The organism is Roseiarcus sp. (assembly GCF_052145395.1).
Taxonomy (GTDB): Bacteria; Pseudomonadota; Alphaproteobacteria; order Rhizobiales; family Beijerinckiaceae; genus Roseiarcus.
This window is the reverse complement of the sequence record NZ_JBKQOT010000099.1, coordinates 1-15,956: the sequence shown is the minus strand read 5'-3', so window position 1 is coordinate 15,956 and position 15,956 is coordinate 1. Positions and strand designations below refer to the sequence as shown.

The 15,956-nt window shown below is 67.6% G+C and carries 20 protein-coding genes and 1 pseudogene; 9 read left to right on the top strand and 12 right to left on the bottom strand.

The window, feature by feature from the left end; translation table 11 throughout:
* Positions 1-154 precede the first annotated feature (154 nt).
* The gene (locus ACLP25_RS03530) at positions 155-733 is read right to left on the bottom strand and encodes a DUF2478 domain-containing protein (protein ID WP_442467847.1); all 579 of its coding nucleotides are present in this window, start codon (positions 731-733) and stop codon (positions 155-157) included.
* A 66-nt stretch (positions 734-799) separates the two neighbouring features.
* Between ACLP25_RS03530 and mobB the strand changes: the two genes are divergently transcribed.
* Positions 800-1,300, top strand: coding sequence for a molybdopterin-guanine dinucleotide biosynthesis protein B (gene mobB, locus ACLP25_RS03525; RefSeq protein WP_442467846.1), 501 nt, complete (start codon positions 800-802; stop codon positions 1,298-1,300).
* A 70-nt stretch (positions 1,301-1,370) separates the two neighbouring features.
* On the opposite strand, the gene ACLP25_RS03520 is transcribed toward mobB, so the two are convergent.
* Both ACLP25_RS03520 and ACLP25_RS03515 read right to left on the bottom strand, forming a co-directional pair.
* Entirely contained in the window at positions 1,371-1,898 is a 528-nt protein-coding gene (locus tag ACLP25_RS03520) for a hypothetical protein (RefSeq protein ID WP_442467845.1), read from the bottom strand.
* A gap of 116 nt (positions 1,899-2,014) precedes the next feature.
* Positions 2,015-2,920, bottom strand: a complete 906-nt coding sequence (locus ACLP25_RS03515; RefSeq protein ID WP_442467844.1) for an MBL fold metallo-hydrolase — start codon at positions 2,918-2,920, stop codon at positions 2,015-2,017.
* A gap of 99 nt (positions 2,921-3,019) precedes the next feature.
* On the opposite strand from ACLP25_RS03515, the gene ACLP25_RS03510 reads away from it, so the two are divergent.
* From ACLP25_RS03510 to ACLP25_RS03490, 5 genes are all read left to right on the top strand, one after another.
* Positions 3,020-3,607, top strand: a complete 588-nt coding sequence (locus ACLP25_RS03510; RefSeq protein ID WP_442467843.1) for a biotin transporter BioY — start codon at positions 3,020-3,022, stop codon at positions 3,605-3,607.
* A gap of 14 nt (positions 3,608-3,621) precedes the next feature.
* Positions 3,622-4,071 (top strand): acyl-CoA thioesterase, encoded by a 450-nt coding sequence (locus ACLP25_RS03505; RefSeq protein ID WP_442467842.1) that lies wholly within the window; start codon positions 3,622-3,624, stop codon positions 4,069-4,071.
* A 181-nt stretch (positions 4,072-4,252) separates the two neighbouring features.
* Positions 4,253-4,378, top strand: a complete 126-nt coding sequence (ykgO, locus tag ACLP25_RS03500) for a type B 50S ribosomal protein L36 (RefSeq protein WP_113887466.1) — start codon at positions 4,253-4,255, stop codon at positions 4,376-4,378.
* A gap of 47 nt (positions 4,379-4,425) precedes the next feature.
* Positions 4,426-5,040, top strand: coding sequence for a tetratricopeptide repeat protein (locus tag ACLP25_RS03495; protein WP_442467841.1), 615 nt, complete (start codon positions 4,426-4,428; stop codon positions 5,038-5,040).
* A gap of 34 nt (positions 5,041-5,074) precedes the next feature.
* Positions 5,075-6,073, top strand: a complete 999-nt coding sequence (locus ACLP25_RS03490; RefSeq protein WP_442467840.1) for an alpha/beta fold hydrolase — start codon at positions 5,075-5,077, stop codon at positions 6,071-6,073.
* Here ACLP25_RS03490 and ACLP25_RS03485 read toward each other — a convergent pair.
* Together ACLP25_RS03485 and mnmA are read right to left on the bottom strand one after the other, a co-directional pair.
* Positions 6,063-6,269, bottom strand: a complete 207-nt coding sequence (locus tag ACLP25_RS03485) for a DUF1192 domain-containing protein (RefSeq protein WP_442467839.1) — start codon at positions 6,267-6,269, stop codon at positions 6,063-6,065. The genes ACLP25_RS03490 and ACLP25_RS03485 overlap by 11 nt on opposite strands.
* Positions 6,270-6,283: 14 nt before the next feature.
* On the bottom strand, positions 6,284-7,438 hold the full coding sequence (gene mnmA / locus ACLP25_RS03480) for a tRNA 2-thiouridine(34) synthase MnmA (RefSeq protein WP_442467838.1): 1,155 nt from the start codon (positions 7,436-7,438) through the stop codon (positions 6,284-6,286).
* 762 nt (positions 7,439-8,200) lie between these two features.
* Between mnmA and sciP the strand changes: the two genes are divergently transcribed.
* From sciP to ACLP25_RS03465, 3 genes are all read left to right on the top strand, one after another.
* Positions 8,201-8,476 (top strand): CtrA inhibitor SciP, encoded by a 276-nt coding sequence (gene sciP, locus ACLP25_RS03475; protein ID WP_442467837.1) that lies wholly within the window; start codon positions 8,201-8,203, stop codon positions 8,474-8,476.
* Between the two features lie 208 nt (positions 8,477-8,684).
* A complete protein-coding gene (locus tag ACLP25_RS03470; RefSeq protein ID WP_442467836.1) occupies positions 8,685-10,457 on the top strand; it encodes an adenylate/guanylate cyclase domain-containing protein in 1,773 nt (590 codons plus the stop codon).
* 28 nt (positions 10,458-10,485) lie between these two features.
* Positions 10,486-11,274 (top strand): outer membrane protein, encoded by a 789-nt coding sequence (locus tag ACLP25_RS03465; protein WP_442467835.1) that lies wholly within the window; start codon positions 10,486-10,488, stop codon positions 11,272-11,274.
* 51 nt (positions 11,275-11,325) lie between these two features.
* On the opposite strand, the gene ACLP25_RS03460 is transcribed toward ACLP25_RS03465, so the two are convergent.
* The 7 genes and pseudogenes from ACLP25_RS03460 to ACLP25_RS03430 form a co-directional block, all read right to left on the bottom strand.
* Complete coding sequence (locus ACLP25_RS03460) at positions 11,326-12,045, bottom strand: LrgB family protein (protein WP_442467834.1); 720 nt, start codon at positions 12,043-12,045, stop codon at positions 11,326-11,328.
* The gene (locus ACLP25_RS03455; RefSeq protein ID WP_442467833.1) at positions 12,042-12,425 is read right to left on the bottom strand and encodes a CidA/LrgA family protein; all 384 of its coding nucleotides are present in this window, start codon (positions 12,423-12,425) and stop codon (positions 12,042-12,044) included. The genes ACLP25_RS03460 and ACLP25_RS03455 overlap by 4 nt, the downstream gene beginning before the upstream one ends.
* A gap of 539 nt (positions 12,426-12,964) precedes the next feature.
* Positions 12,965-14,068, bottom strand: a complete 1,104-nt coding sequence (locus ACLP25_RS03450; protein ID WP_442467832.1) for a helix-turn-helix transcriptional regulator — start codon at positions 14,066-14,068, stop codon at positions 12,965-12,967.
* 143 nt (positions 14,069-14,211) lie between these two features.
* Positions 14,212-14,511: a winged helix-turn-helix domain-containing protein gene (locus ACLP25_RS03445; RefSeq protein WP_442467831.1), complete on the bottom strand. Its 300-nt coding sequence runs from the start codon at positions 14,509-14,511 to the stop codon at positions 14,212-14,214.
* Complete coding sequence (locus ACLP25_RS03440) at positions 14,508-15,056, bottom strand: hypothetical protein (protein WP_442467830.1); 549 nt, start codon at positions 15,054-15,056, stop codon at positions 14,508-14,510. Before ACLP25_RS03440 ends, ACLP25_RS03445 begins: the two co-directional genes overlap by 4 nt.
* Positions 15,053-15,685: a septation protein IspZ gene (locus tag ACLP25_RS03435; RefSeq protein ID WP_442467829.1), complete on the bottom strand. Its 633-nt coding sequence runs from the start codon at positions 15,683-15,685 to the stop codon at positions 15,053-15,055. Before ACLP25_RS03435 ends, ACLP25_RS03440 begins: the two co-directional genes overlap by 4 nt.
* 2 nt (positions 15,686-15,687) lie before the next feature.
* Positions 15,688-15,956, bottom strand: a pseudogene (locus ACLP25_RS03430) (hypothetical protein); the annotation flags it as partial.

The following is a 15,956-nucleotide window of genomic DNA, read 5'->3' as shown; positions in this document are numbered from 1 at the left end:
CGCGGTCGTTGAGGAAGGCCTGCGCAAGGTCGAGAGCTTCGCGTCGCGCTTCGGCGTGACGACGGTGGAATGGCCGACCGAGCCGTTCGACCCGTTCGCAAACGTCAATACGCCGGAGGATCTGGCGCGCGTCGAGGCGGCGTTCCCGGCGCCCTCACTCGGCGGCGACGCGCTCTGACGGCGACAGCGCGAGCGCGGCCCACCAGCCATCGATCGCTTGGCGCTTAGGCGGCAGCTTGGCGTCGAGGCCGCAGGCGAAGGCGTCCCAGGTGTCGAGATAGCGCTTCGGGACGCAGACGATCAGGGGGACGCCGTCGGCGAAGGCCCGGCCGATCTCCGCGAGCATGCCACCGCCTTCCGATTCGAGCCGCCCGAAGCGGTTGACGATGAGAAGGTCCGGCGCGGTCGCCCGCGCGGAATCGAGCCAGCGCGCGGCGACCGCGATCGCCGCCGGATCAACCCGGCAGCCGGTCGCATCGCGCCCGAGATCCTGCATGATGTCGAGCGTATCGCCGGTCACGAAATTGCGCACGCGGACGTCCTGCAGCGCGCAAGAGCCGTCGTCACAGGCGCGCTCCTGGACGAGGCCCGCGACGCGGAAGCCGGCGATGGCCACCGCCTCGACGAACGCGATTAGCGGCGGATCAGGCTCGGCGTCGCGGTCGAACACGATCGCCGCCAGCCGGCTCGCCGGCGCCTCGGTCCTTATCGTTTCGCTCGCCTCAGTCGCCATGGACGTCGCTGTTCTTGCCGCTTTTGGTGGAATACAGGAAGCAGGCGACGAACGAAAGGAGCGCCGATGCGCGCGGTCGGCTTAGCGGGATGGAGCGGCTCGGGCAAGACGACGCTGATCGCGCGACTCATTCCGGAATTGAACCGGCGGGGTCTTGCCGTTTCGACCGTCAAGCACGCCCATCACGGGTTCGACGTCGACCGGCCGGGCAAGGATTCCTACATCCATCGCGCCGCGGGCGCAGCGGAGGTCCTGGTCGCCTCGCCGGACCGGATCGCCCTCATGCGCGAGTTGCGCGGCGCGCCAGAACCTTCGCTCGCCGAGCTCCTCGCCCTTCTCGCGCCTGTCGACCTCGTGCTGATCGAAGGGTTCAAGCGGGATCCGATCGCCAAGATCGAAGTGTTTCGCGCGGCCAACGGCAAGCCGCCGCTCTACGCTAAGGACCCGCGAATCGTGGCGCTCGTCAGCGACGGCGCGCCGGCCGGCGGCCTGCCCCATGCGCAGATCGACGACATCCCGGCCGCAGCCGAACTTGTCCTGCGGTATGCGCAGCCAGTGGTCTTGTAAACGCGGTCGTTGACGTCGTTGACCGCGTCAGCCGCGATCAGCGATCGCGGTTACAATGATGTTGCGCCGTTTACTTCGGCTGATGGCTGAAGAACGACCGCGCCGGGCGGTCGCCCGCGGCCTTCGCGTCGGCCTCGCACATGTACGTCCCGTGCCGGGTGCGGGCGTAATAGCGCGTGCCCTGAAAGTGATAGACCTTCGAATTGGTGTTGACCCACACGACCTTGTCGGTCGGGCAGCGATAGCGCGCTTCAGCCTCCGTACCGAACTGTCTGGCGCCGGTCGGCGCGGGCGCGGCGTTCTGGGCCGGCTGCCACCACGGGAAGATCGATCCGCCGCTCGGGGCGGGAGCGGGGGCCGGCGCCGGCGCGGGAGCAGGCGCCATGTTCGCCGGGGAGGGCTGAGCGGCCTGCGCCTTGCAATGGGCGAGGAACTGCGGCCAGGTCGCCCCACCGGTCGTCCCCGCCGCCTGCGCCTGCTTCCACTGGCTGGCGCAGTCCGCCATGACGCTTTCGGCGTTGGCGGCGGTCGGGCCGGCGAAGGCCGCGCCAATGACAAGCGCGGCCGTCGCCGAGCGCGAAACCCAAGATACGCGCATTACTGATCCCCACGCCTCCGGCCCTTCGCGTTCCGGCTCCGACCCTAGGTGAGAATTCGCTCCCCGCCAACGCGATTGTTCAACAAATTCAGCGCCTGCGCCGCGGACCCAATCGGTCAAAGTCGCCGATAGCGCGTCTCCCCCTCCGTCGCTTCGGCCGCCACGACGCCCCGCTCGCCGAGATCCTCGAGATGCGCCCGGGTCGAGAGTCCGGCGGCGCGGGTGAGCTTCGGATCGAGGCCGACGTACACTCTCGCCACCAGATCCGGAATGGTCGCGGCGCCGTTGTGGAGCGCCGTCAAAATCGAGGCCTCGCGCTGGCGGCGGTGATGCGCCAGCGCCCGCACGTAGCGCTGCGGCTCGACGACCGGGCCGCCGTGACCGGGCCAGTAGACGCGCTCTTTGCGCGCGCGAACCTTGTCGAGCGAGGCCATATAGGCGCCCATCGAACCGTCGGGCGGCGCGACGACCGAGGTCGACCAAGCCATAACGTGGTCGCCGGAGAAGAGCGCCTCCTCCTCCAGCAGGGCGAAGCAGAGGTGGTTGGAGCAATGGCCCGGGGTCGCGACGGACTCGAGGGTGAAGCCGCGCCCTCCGAAGCGCTCGCCGTCGCCGAGAACGACGTCGGGCGCGTAGGCGCGGTCGTGCGACGAATCGAGGCCGTCGGTTCCGTCGCCCTTGGGCTCGAACGGCTCGGCGCCGACGATCTTCGCGCCGGTCGCCTCGCGGAGCCGGCCGGCGAGGACGCTGTGGTCCCGGTGGGTGTGGGTGACGAGGATGGTCTCGACCGTCTCGCCCGCGACCGCGGAGAGGATCGCCGCCAGATAGGAATCTTCGCCGGGGCCAGGATCGAGGACCGCGACCGCGCCTCGTCCGACGATATACGTACATGTTCCATTGAAAGTGAAGGGCGAGGCGTTCGGCGCGATGAGGCGGCGCACGAGCGGCGAAAGTCGCGTCAGCTCGCGCGGGGGCGGCTGCCGCGCGCCCGCGAACAGATCGGGTTCCGGCTCGTCGGCCACGCGCTAGCTCCTTCCGCCCCTGCGACGTACGATCGCCTTGTCATGATAGCCGGTCGCGGATAAGACGCGAAGCCTAACCCAGACACGTTCGGAGATCCCATGACCGCCGCCCTCGACGCCACGCTCGTTTCAACTTTGTGGCCCGCCCGCCGGACCGCGCGGCTGGCGCGCAACGCGGCGCTCGTCGTCGGAGGCGCGCTGGCGCTCGCCGTGTCGGCCAAGATCCAGGTTCCCTTCTATCCCGTGCCGATGACCTTGCAGACGCTTGTGGTTCTCGTCCTGGCCGCCGCCTGCGGCGCGCGGGTCGGCGCGGCGGCGGTTGCGCTCTACCTGATCGAGGGCCTGCTTGGCGCCCCTGTCTTTGCCGGCGCCGTCGCCGGTCCCGGCTACATGGCGGGCCCGACGGGCGGCTATCTGATCGGCTTCCTCGCCGCGGCGGCGCTCGTCGGCGCCCTCGCCGAACGCGGCTGGGACCGTTCGTGGGCGTGGCTCCTTGCGGCCATGACGATCGGCCATGCGGTGATTTTCGCTTTCGGCTACGCCTGGCTCGCCGCGCTCATCGGGCCGGAGAAGGCGTTCGCGCTCGGCGTGGCGCCTTTCGTACTGGCGACCATCGTCAAGACCTTGCTCGCCTCGGCGCTCGTCGGCGCCGCCTGGAGCGCAGTCGCCGGGCTCCGCCGCGCATGACACGAGGCTAAACCGTGGCCGCCGAGTCCGAACGTCGCGGGCCGCCCGAACGGGCGGCCTTCGCGAAATTCGTGCCGATCGCGACGCGGTGGAGCGACAACGACGCCTACGGCCATCTCAACAACGTCGTCTATTATTCGCTGTTCGACACGGCGGTGAACGCGATCCTGATTGAAGCCGGCCTGCTCGACCCGTCGGCGAGCCCGATCGTCGGTGTGGTGGTCGAGACCAGCTGCCGCTACTTCTCCAGCCTGAGCTATCCGGATCTCGCCGAGGTCGGCGTCGCGGTCGAGCATCTCGGCCGGACCTCGGTTCGCTATCATCTCGGCGTGTTCAAGGCCGGCGCGCCAACCGCCGCTGCGGCCGGACGCTTCACCCACGTCTACGTCGATCGACAGACCAACCGTCCGTTCCCCATTCCCGAGGCGCACCGGGACCTCATGGAGACGATGATCGTGGGGTGACGCGCGCCCGCGCGGTCCCGCTGAACGTGTCAGGTTTTCGCGGCGTCCGGCATGTTGGCGCATTCCCAAGATGAAGAGCCGGCTGCCGGACTTGATCCGCCTCGCGGTTTGAGGCATAGGAGCGCCTCCGAATTCCTCCGCCGTGGGTCTTTCCCCGCGGGAAGAACCATTGGTGAATGTCGTGAAAGTTCGTAACTCGCTCAAGTCCCTGCGCAATCGCCACCGTGACAACCGTCTGGTGCGCCGCAAGGGGCGCGTCTACATCATCAACAAGACGCAGAAGCGCTTCAAGGCCCGCCAGGGCTGACCCGTTAACGTTTTGACGGGCGCCGGGGCGTGCGTTAGGCTCGCCTTATGAAGCTCCTTGCGACGACGGCGCTCGTCGGCGCGCTGGTCTGGGCGGCGTTCGCCGCCGGCTCGGGCGCGTTCGCGGCTGAGGACGCGCAGCGCCGCGATCCGCAGGCGCAGGCGCCCGCGCCGAAGACGCCGGCCGAGATCCGGGACGAGCTCTATGCTCGGCTCGCCGCCTCCAATGACGCGGACGAGACGGAAGGGCTCGTCGGGCTGTTGTTTGCGTCTTACGGCCGGTCCGGCTCGGACACAGGCGACCTGCTGATCGAGCGGGCGCGGACGGCGATCGCCGCGCAGGACTACGACGCCGCCGGACAGATCCTCGACGCGGCCGTCGCGTTCATGCCCGATCGGGCGGAAGCGTGGAACGCACGCGCCACCCTGCGCTATCTCGACGACGACTACGACGGCTCGATGGCGGATATCGCCGAGACCCTGAAGCGGGATCCGCGCCATCTCGGGGCGCTGATGGGCATGGCCAGCATCCTCGAGGCCCGCGACAAAAAAAAGGAGGCGCTCGAGGTCTGCGAGCGCGCCCTGGCGCTCGCGCCGCACTGGAAGAACGCGGAGGAGGCGGCCGGCAAGCTCAAGGCCGAGATCGCCGGGCAGGAGCTGTGAGTCCCGGCGTTCTCGCGAGCGCCTTGAGACAGTCGTGACGATCGTTCTTTTCCTTCTGATCCTGATTGGTTCGCTCAGCGCGCTGACCGCCGTTGAGACGCGCCGCATCGAGCAGCGCTATCCCCCGGACGGAACGCGGGTGGAGATCGGCGGCGGCGCGATCCGCGTGCTCGAGAGGCCGGCGGAAGGCGAAGAGCGCGGCGCGATCCTTCTCATTCACGGCGCCTCCGGCAATGCCGCCGACCTGTTCGTTGCGGTCTCGGCCCGGCTGAGCCGCGCCGGGTTCCGCGTGCTCAGCTTCGACCGGCCCGGCCATGGATGGAGCGACCGGTTTGGCGGCCGCGACGCCGCCTCGCCTGTGGTTCAGGCCGAAGCGCTGCGGCGGGCTGCGCAAAAGCTCGGCGTCGCTCGCGCGGTGGTCGTCGTCCATTCGCTTGGCGGGCTCGCAGGTCTCGCCATGGCGCTCCATCATCCCGATTTCGTCCGGGCGCTCGTCCTGATCGCGCCGGTGAGCCACCCCTGGCCCGGCGGCGTCGCCTGGTACTACACGCTCGGCGCCCATCCGTGGCTCGGGCCGCCGTTCTGCCGGCTGGTCGCTCCACCCGCTGTGCGGCTCAGGATGCGGGCGGCCGTCGCCGGCGTCTTCGCGCCGAACCGGCCGCCGCGCGACTTCATCGAGTTCACCCGGCTGCCGCTGCTGCTGCGCCCGCTTCATTTCCGCGCCAATTGCGAAGACGTCGCCTACGCCGCGGCGGCGGTGGCGGCGCTCTCGCCGGGATACGGCGCGATCCGCGCGCCGACCGAGATCGTGACCGGAGACTCGGACGGCGTCGTCTACGCGCACATCCATTCGGAGGGCTTGGCGCGCGACATTCCCGGAGCGCGGCTGACCACGCTCGCGGGCGTCGGGCATGCGCCCCATCACGTCGCCCCGGACCGGGTTGTGGGGATCATTCTCGCGGCCGAGCAGAGGGCCGCCGAACGGGAAGCCGCTTTCGCCACGGCCTCAGGCGTGAACGACCTTACGGCTTGAACGCCGCCGCGGCGGCCGCCCGCGTCGCTTCGCGCGCCGCGATCGCCTGCTCCAGCCGCTCGATCTCGGTCCTGAGGAGCGCAATGCGCTCGGCGAGTTCGGGCGCGGAAAGGTCGTCGAGATTCTGGCCGATCTCGTGCGCGGCGGGCGCCTTTGGCTTCGTCCCGAATACGGATGCTTCGTCGAAGTCGGGCATGGGGTCCTTTAGGCTCACGTGGCGGCGATGAAGCCGCCGCCGAGCACGCGCGCGCGCGGGTCGGGGGAATCGTAGAAGACGCAGGCCTGTCCCGGCGACACGCCGGTCTCCGGCTCGATGAATTCGATCTCGCCGTCGGGGGTCAGCAGCGCCGGCGCCGGCGGCCGCGTCGAGCGCACCCGCGCCGCGATCATGAGCCCGTCCGCCGGCAAGTCGGCGAGCTCGCCGTCGCCGATCCAGTTGACGGAGCGCAGCTTGAGCCGGGTCCGGGCGAGCGCCGAGCGCGGGCCGACGACCACACGCGCGCGCTTGGCGTCGAGCGCCACGACATAGAGGGGATACGTCGAGGCGATTCCCAGGCCGCGCCGCTGGCCTATGGTGTAATGGACGATGCCCGCGTGGCGGCCGAGCACGCGCCCCTCGACGTCGACGATATCGCCCGGGGTCGCGGAGCCCGGCATCAGCCGCTCGATCATGTCGCTATAGTGCCCGGCGGGCACAAAGCAGATGTCCTGGCTGTCGGCCTTCTCGGCGTTGATCAGACCGAACCGGCGCGCAAGCTCACGCACCTGCGGCTTGGGCATTGCCCCGAGCGGAAAGCGGAGGCGCTTGAGCTGCTCGCGCGTGGTGGCGAACAGGAAATAGCTCTGGTCGCGCTCCGCGTCTGCGGCGCGGTAGAGCGCCTGCCCGCCGCGGCCGTCGTCGCGCGCGACGACGTAGTGGCCGGTGGCGAGCAGGTCCGCCCCGAGGTCGCGCGCCGCGCCGAACAGGTCGGCGAACTTCATGTGCTGGTTGCACGCGACGCAGGGGATCGGCGTCTCGCCGGAAACATAGGCGCGCGCAAAGGGCTCGATCACCTTCTCGCGGAAGCGGGCCTCGTAATCGAGCACGTAATGGGGGATGCCGATCCGGGCCGCGACGTCGCGCGCGTCGTGGATGTCCTGGCCGGCGCAGCAGGCGCCCTTGCGGTGGGTCGCTGCGCCGTGGTCGTAGAGCTGCATGGTGACGCCGACGACGTCGTAGCCCTCGGCGGCGAGCAGCGCCGCGACGACGGAGGAGTCGACGCCGCCCGACATCGCGACCACCACACGGGTCTCCGCCGGCGGCTTGTCGAGTCCCAGACTGTTCTGCGCGCCGTCCGGGACGTGCGCAAGCGAAGTCGCGAGCATTCGGATCTCACCCCGGCGAAACCACCGGTCCAGACGTTCAATTGGGCCTTCAGCCCGCAAAGGCAAGTCCATAGCCGAAAACGGCGCCCGCCGCCAGTTTCGCAGACATACGGGCTGCTGGCCCCCGTCTCGGGCATCGAGCCTCGGGCGTCCGCGGAGCAAGGCGCTTTCGAGCGCCGTCCGGCGGCATTCAGCACCCGTCCGGCATACGTTCGACACGCGTTCGGCGCTGGATTTGACCCTTTTATTCACCCGTGAATCGGGCCTTTTCAACGCGTTGCACTCGAGTTCGCGAAAAATTCGTTCCTCGCGAATTTCTTTGTTATCCGGCCCACCCCGGGTCATGAGCCGCGTCCGTCCAAGACGGCGTCGATGCGGTTCCGCTTCGTCTGAGACCCGCCTGAAGGGATCATACCGGAATTTCTCTTTTTTCGCAATCAAGTTTCGCGCCCATCGCCATTTCACGCGGGCGAAGAGCGCCCCACTGTAGGCCTGTTTACCGCCTCCCGGTTTGAGAGCGTTTGCGCTGCCGCAAAACGGACGAAAGCGAGACGGCGCCTTTCCCGGGACGTCGGGCATCGGGCGACACATCCGTCAACCCTTTATATTCACCCTCGCGGACGCAATAACGAGGTGCCGGGCAGGAAATTGGCTCGCGTTTTGAGACACAACCGCACGGTTTTCGGCCTCTGCCATTTAGGTAAATTTAAAAGCCCGCGCCTATCGTCTCCCTGTCGAGTCGAGCGTACGAGTGAGCGTTCCATGAGCGAAGGCATGCGGCCGAGGGTCAAATACGTGATCGGTCCGGACGGTAGTCCCTTGACCGTGGCCGACCTGCCGCCGCCCAACACTCGGCGCTGGGTCATTCGCCGCAAGGCGGAAGTCGTCGCGGCCGTGCGCGGCGGGCTCCTGTCGCTCGAGGACGCCTGCTCGCGCTATACGCTGACCGTCGACGAATTCCTGAGCTGGCAGGTGTCGATCGATCAGTTCGGCTTGCCGGGCCTGCGCACGACAAGGATCCAGCAATACCGGCAATAACCGGCGATCGCGGCGGCCGTCGGTCGCGTTGCACAACCTCTCAGACCCCAACATAATCAGAGCCCAGCATACGACGTGAGACCGACGCCGGCGCCGCAGCTTCGCCGGCGAGGGATTCTCGCCAAGCGGGCCGTCGCCCGCCGCAGGCCGTTCTGGATTGTCGCGGTTCCTCCCTTATATAGTCCCATAGGAGGCGGAGCCCGGGCCTATGATCGTGACGCGCAAGCTGGCGGCGATTCTGGTCGCCGACATCGTCGGGTACTCGCGGCTCGCCGGTGCGGACGAGGACCGCATCCTGGCGCGCCTCAGGGCGTTGCGCAGCGACCTGATCGACCCGAGCATCTCGGTTCACAACGGCCGCGTCGTCAAACGCACCGGCGACGGCGTGCTGGTGGAGTTCCGCAGCGTGGTCGACGCGGTCCGATGCGGGATCGAGATGCAGAACGGTCTCGTCGAGCGCAACGCCGGCCTGCCGGACGACCGCCGCATCCAGTTTCGCATCGGGATCCATCTCGGCGACGTGGTCGAGGAGGCCGACGGTGACCTGATGGGCGACGGCGTGAACATTGCCGCACGGCTCGAGGGCATCTCCAAGCCCGGCGCGATCGCGCTCTCCGAGGACGCCTACCGTCAGGTGCGAGGGCGGATCGAATTTGCCGTGAGCGACCTCGGGCTCAAGGAGCTCAAGAACATCGCAGAGCCGCTGAGGGTCTACTCGCTTGAAGTCGGGGTGCCGGCGGAGGCCCGACCGGCCCCGCTCGAATCGCCGCCGCAGAAATCCGGCCCGCCGCGCGGGTCGATCGTCGTGCTGCCGTTCGCAAGTCTCGGCGGCGGGGAGGAGCAGGAACAATTCGTGGACGGCGTCACCGAGAGCCTGACGACCGACCTCTCCAAGCTCGCCAACATCGTGGTCGTCGCGCGCAACACGGCCTTCACTTACAGGGGCAAGCCGGTTGAGGCCAAGCAGGTCGGCCGCGAACTCAACGTGCGCTACATCCTCGAGGGCAGCATCCAGCGCGGCGCCGGCCGGATGCGGATCAACACCCAGCTGATCGACGCGACGACCGGCAACCACATCTGGGCGGACCGGTTCGACAAGCCGATGGCGGACCTGTTCGACATGCAGGACGAGATCGTCTCGCGCCTCGCCAACCAGCTGCGCGGCGAGTTGATCGCGGCCGAGGCGGAGCGCGCCGAGCACGAGCCAAACCCCGACTCGCTCGATTACTTCTTCCGCGGCGTCGCGGCGTTCAACAAGGGCCGGCTAGAGAACGTCGAGCGGGCGAAGGAGCTGTTCGAAAAGGCGGTCGAACTCAACCCGGCCCATGTCGACGCCATCGTCGGCGTGGCGCGCGCCGAGGTTCTGTTCGCGCTCTACCGCGTGAACGAGCGCGCTGCGCGCCTTGCCTCCGCCGAGGCGCAATTGCTCAAGGGGCTCTCGATCGATCCGCGCAATCACTGGGCGCATCTCTGGCTTGGCTACGTCCAGGTGATGACGAACCGCGCCCAGCGCGGGATCGGCGAATTCGAGCGGGCGCTGAACCTCAACCGCAACATCGGCGTCGCGCACGCCTGGACGGGCCTCGCGAAGATCATGCTGGGACGCGCGGAGGAAACCGAGGCGCATATCACCGAGGCCTTCCGGATTTCGCCGATCGACGGCGTCACGTTCCTTTGGAAATATATCGACGGACTCGCGAAGCTCTACCTGGGCGCTGACGAGGAGGCGGTGGAGCTTTTCCGCGAGTCGATCGACGCCAGCCGGAATTTCCCGCTCAACCATTTCCACAACGCTGCGGCCCTCGCCCTTCTTGGCCGGCAAAGCGAGGCAGAGGCGGAAGCCAGGGCGGGCCTCGCGATCGCGCCCGAATTCACGCTTGCCGGCTTCCGCGTCACCGCCGAGAGCGACAATCCGGTCTTTCTCGCCCAGCGCGAACGGGTGATCGAGGGTATGCGGAAGGCGGGCGTTCCGGAAGGTTGAGCGGGCCCGCGCCGATTACGACATTTCTGTGACGAAGTTTGGATGGGGACTGTTGCCGAACGGGCACAGCGGCGCGTTGATTCGCCGTGCAATTCTGCTGGCGGGCGTCGCCGCTCTGTTCGTCGTTCCGGCGGTCGCGGCCGACCTGCCGACCCAAAAGGCGCCTGCGCCGGTTCCGGTCGTGACGGCGTACGACTGGACAGGCATCTATTTCGGCGGCAACCTGGGCTGGAACTGGGGCAACAGCAATTACAACGACTACAATCTTTCCACCGGCGCGTGGGTCGACAACGGCAGCGAGAACCTGAGCTCGTTCATCGGCGGCGGCCAGATCGGCTATCGCTACATGTTCCCTCAGCGCTTCGTGATCGGCGCGGAAGCCAGTCTCGACTGGAACTCCGGGAACTCGAACAGCACGGCCTCGATCGTGAAGAACAGGTATTACGAATCGACATCCTATTCGAGCGGCCTGGGCGGGCATGTGGTTGGGCAGGCCGGCTACGCCTGGGGCGACTTCCTGCCTTACATCAAGGGCGGCTGGGCCTGGACCAATTCGACCGTGACCCACTTCCAGAACTACGGCACGGTTGGCACGCTCGCCGCCGGGAGCGCCGAGCAGGCGGGGCTCTACCGCAGCGGCTGGACGATCGGCGGCGGCGTCTCCTACCACGTCTGGCAGAACTGGGAAGTTTTTGGCCAGTACATGTATGCGGACTATGGCACGGCGACCGTCAACTTCCTCTCGCCGCTGTCGCGGTCGGTGCGTACGTCGCTGACCAGCAACTCGCTCACGGCCGGCGTGAACCTCAAGTTCTGATCGGCGAGCCTCAAAGGTCCCCCACGGACGGGCGGCTTCGGCCGCCCTTTTTTACTGGCCGGTAAGCCAGGGCAGAAGCGCCGGAATGATCGCGGGCGTCACCACCGCGTTGAGGCCCATGGCGATGCCAGCGAACACGCCGGCGACCGGGTGAACGGAAAAGGCCCGGGCAGTGCCAATGCCGTGCGACGCGAGGCCGGCAGCAAAGCCCCTCGCCGCCCAGTCCGTCACCTTCAGCGCGTTCATGAGCGGGGTCACGACGACCGCCCCAAAAATGCCTGTCGCGATGACGAGGACGGCGGTCAGCGGCGGCGCGCCGCCGAGCGTCTCAGTAACGGCCATCGCCACGCCGGCCGTCACTGACTTCGGCGCGAGCGAGACGAGGACAGTATGCGGCGCGCCGAGGGCGCGTGCGACGAGCAGGGCCGAAACCACCGCAACGATCGCGCCGACGAAAAGCGCCGCCGCCATCGGCAGAAGGTTCTGCTTGACCGCCTCGAGATTGCGATAGAGCGGCACCGCGAGCGCGACGGTCGCCGGACCAAGCAGAAAGTGGACGAACTGCGCGCCGTTGAAATAGGTCTGGTAGTCCGTCCCGGTCAGCTTCAAGAGCGTCCCGATCAGCGCAACGGCGATCGCGACGGAATTGACCAGCGGATGCCGACGCGCCGCGGAGGCGAGACTCTCGGCGATCATGTAGGCGGCGAGCGTCGCCGTCAGCCAGAAAAGCGGCGTCGTCTGCAGATAAACCCAGAGGCGGAACGGCGTCATGCTTTGGCCCTCCGGCCGATCAGCCGTTTGACTCCGACAAAGACGCCGACGGTTACGACCAGCGTCAAAAGTGTCGAGACGACGAGCGAGGCCGCGAGCGCGACGCCCTGCGCTTGCAACAGCCCCATATATTGGACCACGCCGACCCCGGCGGGCACGAAGAACAGCGATAGCGTGCTGAGGAGTCCCTCGGCGGCGCGGCCGACCTCGCTCTTCGCCAGTTGTTCATCGTCGAACGGCCGGAACGCCCGGTTGACCGCGAGGCCAAAAACGAGCAGCCCGAGCCCGACGACCGGACCCGGCGCGGGCAGCGCAAGCCCCCGGGCAAGGACTTCGCCGACGAGCTGGAACAGGAGCAGAATGAAGAAACCGCGGATCATGTCCGTCGTTGTCGCCGCAGGTCGCGGCGCGGTCAATGGCCCGCTCTGGTCGTGGTTACACTTCGAGCGCGGTCCGACCGGAGCTACGGCGAACCCCTCGAGATCAAGGCGACCTTGCGCAGGCGGTCGGCGTCGCTCTTGAATAACGACGCATTCGGACGAAAGGCGGCGATCGGATGGAAGCGCGCGCCGTTGCACGGGGGCGGAAGCGCGCACGAGGCCGCCCTAGCTGCCGGAGGGGCTCGCCGGTTGCGTCAGAAGCGCGACAATCACGGCAAGCGTCAGAGCGAACGCGAAACCGAGGAAGGGCGCGATCCGCCAGGCCCAGGACAAAGATAGGCGCGTGAAGGTGTGAGGACGGTTCAGCATCGCTTCGACTGCCTTCGAAATGATTTGAACGTAAAGTCATTGTTGTAGCGCGGGCGAAAAGTCGTCGAATGGTCGCCCCCAACCCGAATGTATCGAGAACGTTCAGGACCGCCTCATCAGGATTGATGACGCTGCGACAAGTTGATGATTCCGCGGTTTGGAGATTGCGGCTAGTTTGGCTTGCTGGGCGCTGTGACCCGCGGCTGTGCGATCCCGGCGAGCAGCGCGACGACTTCGGCCTGCCGGCTGCAGCCGGTCTTCTCCAGCACCCCGCGAACGTGCGTCCTCACGGTGCTCATTGAGACCCCTCCGTCGGCGGCGATATCCTCGACGGTCTTGCCGGAGGCGAGACTGCGGGCGACGCGGGCCTCGGCCGCCGTTAGATCAAACAGCGACTGAACGAGCTCAATCGGCGGCGCCTGGGCGGCCGCCACCGGCGTCAGCGCCAGCACGGCAGCGCAGCGCAGGAAGATGTCGCGCGCCGAAAGCCTGATCGGGATCACGTGGGCGACCATCGCGGTTTCTTCCTCCGCATTGCGGACTGGAAACGAACGAACGGCTGACATCGTCTCACGATCGATCTGGGTGATCGCATCGCGCAACAGTCGATCGGCAGCTGAATCCTTCAGGGCGACAACGTCGAACGCCCGCCACTGGAAATAGCCGGTCATGGATTCGATCAAGGAATTGGCGAAGAGGACCTTGCCACGCTCGTCGAAGACGAGCGCCGGCACGCCGATGGCGGCCAAAGCCTGGCCCGCGACCCGAGCTTTCTCAAGTTGCAATCGCGCCGAGATCAAAACACTTCGGGCGAGGTGCGGACGCAACTTATCAAGCCGGTCGGCGGAGGCGCGTTCGAAGGGGCCCTGATCCGTCCGGCGCGACAGGACAAAGCACGTCTTTTCGCCGGTCGGGATCGGAATCGCCGTCGCCATTCCCCATCCGACGCCATGCGGGCGCCAGACCTCTCGGTAGATCGGTTCCCGCTCGAGTTCGTCCGGCGAATAATATTCAACGTCAATCAGAAATCCGGCATGGCGCTCGGCGAAAAGACGCGCGATCAACGTTCCCCGCCATAACCAGCCCCCTTTGACGATCTGTTCGGCGCGCGCCCGCGGTTCAGGCGACGTCACGCAGTGGACGGCCTCGCCTCTCGAGATGAACAGGGACGCCCCGGGACTCCCCGATATTCGACCCATCTCCTCAAGAACCTCGGGCCAGACCTCCGGCGTGAAGCAACTCTCATAGATCTTGTCGATAAGCTGGGCGTCCATGGGTCAATCCGCCGATCGTGAAGCACGACGCGAAGAGCGCCAGCGATGAAGCAAACCACACCCGCCCAGTCCCCGCGCTACCATGCGCGCGCCCACTTGTCTGTGACGGGCGTCACGTCTTCCGACCGCCCGCCGACAGGCCCTCACGCCTCGGCGATGATCGCCTTCAGGAACGCCACATGGCGCGCGAACGCCCTCCGACCCTCGACCGTCGCCTTCACGGTCGTGCGCGGGCGGCGCCCAACGAAGGCCTTGGTCGCCTCGACATATCCCGCCCGCGCGAGCTGATCGAGATGGGCGCCGAGGTTTCCGTCGGTCGCGCCCGTGAGGCTCTTCAGCCGGGTGAAGTCGAGGCCGTCCTCGCTCGGATCGAGCGCCGTCAGCGCCGCCATGATCCTCAGGCGCACGGGCTGGTGGATGAGGTCGTCGGGACCGTCGCTCACGACCGTCGCATCCAGAGGCCACACGCGATGAAGCCCAAGCCCGTCACCGCCGCCTGCCATAGCGGGAAGGCGTCGGCGGACCACAGATAGCCGGCGACGACGAGGGCCGCGAGGCCGATCCCGATCGCGGTGAGGACCAGACCGAACAGGAGGCCGGCGATCGCGAAGCCAAGCAGGAACAAGGTCGGCCAGAAGGCGATTGCCTCGCGCGGCCCGAAATGGCCGATGAGGTTCGACCAGACCCAGCCGAAGGCGTAGACGATGGCGAACGCGGCGAGAATGCGGAGCGGAAACCGGCCCACGCCCGTTGGGCGCGTCCGCAAGATCACAATGGTTGCGGCGACTCCGAAAAGGTCGATGAGGAACCAGTGCGGGCCGAACGTCGCGGGCCACAAGGCGACGAGAAGCCCGCGCACGATGTTGACGCCTCCCCAAAGAATCGTGATCTGCGCGGCGGTCCGATAGATGCGCGACCGCTTGACCCTGGCGACGACGCCGTCGATCTCGGCCAGCGTTGCTGCGGCTTCGTCGGTGCGGATGGTCATGAGACGCTCGTTGGGGGCGGCGCGGACGGCGCGGCGGCCGTCGGCAAGAGCCGAAGGCGGCGGCAGAGGAAGAACAGCCGTCGCCCCTGCGTAACGCTGACGACGATCATCAGACCGAGGCTGACCGACCCGACCACCGAGCGCAGCGCCATCGCCTCGAGCATCGGCAGGGTCCAGACGGCCCAGACGTAGAAGGCGGCCTTGACGAAGAAATAGGCCGCCCAGACGAGGGTGAAGAGGCGGAAGAAGGCGCGGGTCTCGCGGGAGGCGGGAATGGTTTCGCCACGCTCCTCGGCGACCTCCTGGATGATCGGCTTCCTGCCCATTGCGCCGCCGACGAAGGCGAGGCCGGTCGCGACATTGGTGACCGCCGCCTCGTATTTCAACATGAACGGCGAAGTCGAGACGAGGTCGATCCCACCGAAGACGAGGGTAAGCGCGCTGACCAGCAGATATAGGCGGGTGAAGGCCTTCCCGGTCCGCCAGCGCCAGGCCGCATCGCCGACGATGAAGAGAACGGAGCCGGCGATCGCCGGCTTGACGCCAACCGTCAGCGCGAGCGCCCAGAACACGATCAGCGGGCCGAATTCGGCGAGCGCCCAGCGCGCGGCGGCGACGAGCTTCGGCAATTTCAGACGCTCAGCGCGGCGACGATCGCCTTGATCGCCTCCGGCCGCCAGCAGAGACCCATATGATCGACGCCCGGAAGCAAGGTCACCCCCACGCCGAGCGGCGGCAGGACGCGCTGATACGCCGGGGCGTCCATCAGTTCGTCGTCGGCGCCGGCGATCACGGCGATCGGCGCCTTGGCCTTGCGGAATGCGCCCTCCCAGTCGTCCGGCGCGGCGTAGCTCGTCATCAGGCGAAACGTGTATTGGTCGGTCACGAATTTCTTCGCGC

Bases quoted from the DNA above. Each gene is read 5' to 3' on its own strand.
- ACLP25_RS03455 (WP_442467833.1), bottom strand. From the start codon at position 12,425: ATGATCCGCGGTTTCTTCATTCTGCTCCTGTTCCAGCTCGTCGGCGAA.
- mnmA (WP_442467838.1), bottom strand. From the start codon at position 7,438: ATGCTCGCGACTTCGCTTGCGCACGTCCCGGACGGCGCGCAGAACAGT.
- ACLP25_RS03460 (WP_442467834.1), bottom strand. From the start codon at position 12,045: ATGACGCCGTTCCGCCTCTGGGTTTATCTGCAGACGACGCCGCTTTTC.
- ACLP25_RS03485 (WP_442467839.1), bottom strand. From the start codon at position 6,269: ATGCCCGACTTCGACGAAGCATCCGTATTCGGGACGAAGCCAAAGGCG.
- sciP (WP_442467837.1), top strand. From the start codon at position 8,201: ATGAGCGAAGGCATGCGGCCGAGGGTCAAATACGTGATCGGTCCGGAC.
- ACLP25_RS03470 (WP_442467836.1), top strand. From the start codon at position 8,685: ATGATCGTGACGCGCAAGCTGGCGGCGATTCTGGTCGCCGACATCGTC.
- mobB (WP_442467846.1), top strand. From the start codon at position 800: ATGCGCGCGGTCGGCTTAGCGGGATGGAGCGGCTCGGGCAAGACGACG.
- ACLP25_RS03450 (WP_442467832.1), bottom strand. From the start codon at position 14,068: ATGGACGCCCAGCTTATCGACAAGATCTATGAGAGTTGCTTCACGCCG.
- ACLP25_RS03530 (WP_442467847.1), bottom strand. From the start codon at position 733: ATGGCGACTGAGGCGAGCGAAACGATAAGGACCGAGGCGCCGGCGAGC.
- ACLP25_RS03440 (WP_442467830.1), bottom strand. From the start codon at position 15,056: ATGACCATCCGCACCGACGAAGCCGCAGCAACGCTGGCCGAGATCGAC.
- ACLP25_RS03495 (WP_442467841.1), top strand. From the start codon at position 4,426: ATGAAGCTCCTTGCGACGACGGCGCTCGTCGGCGCGCTGGTCTGGGCG.
- ACLP25_RS03520 (WP_442467845.1), bottom strand. From the start codon at position 1,898: ATGCGCGTATCTTGGGTTTCGCGCTCGGCGACGGCCGCGCTTGTCATT.
- ACLP25_RS03510 (WP_442467843.1), top strand. From the start codon at position 3,020: ATGACCGCCGCCCTCGACGCCACGCTCGTTTCAACTTTGTGGCCCGCC.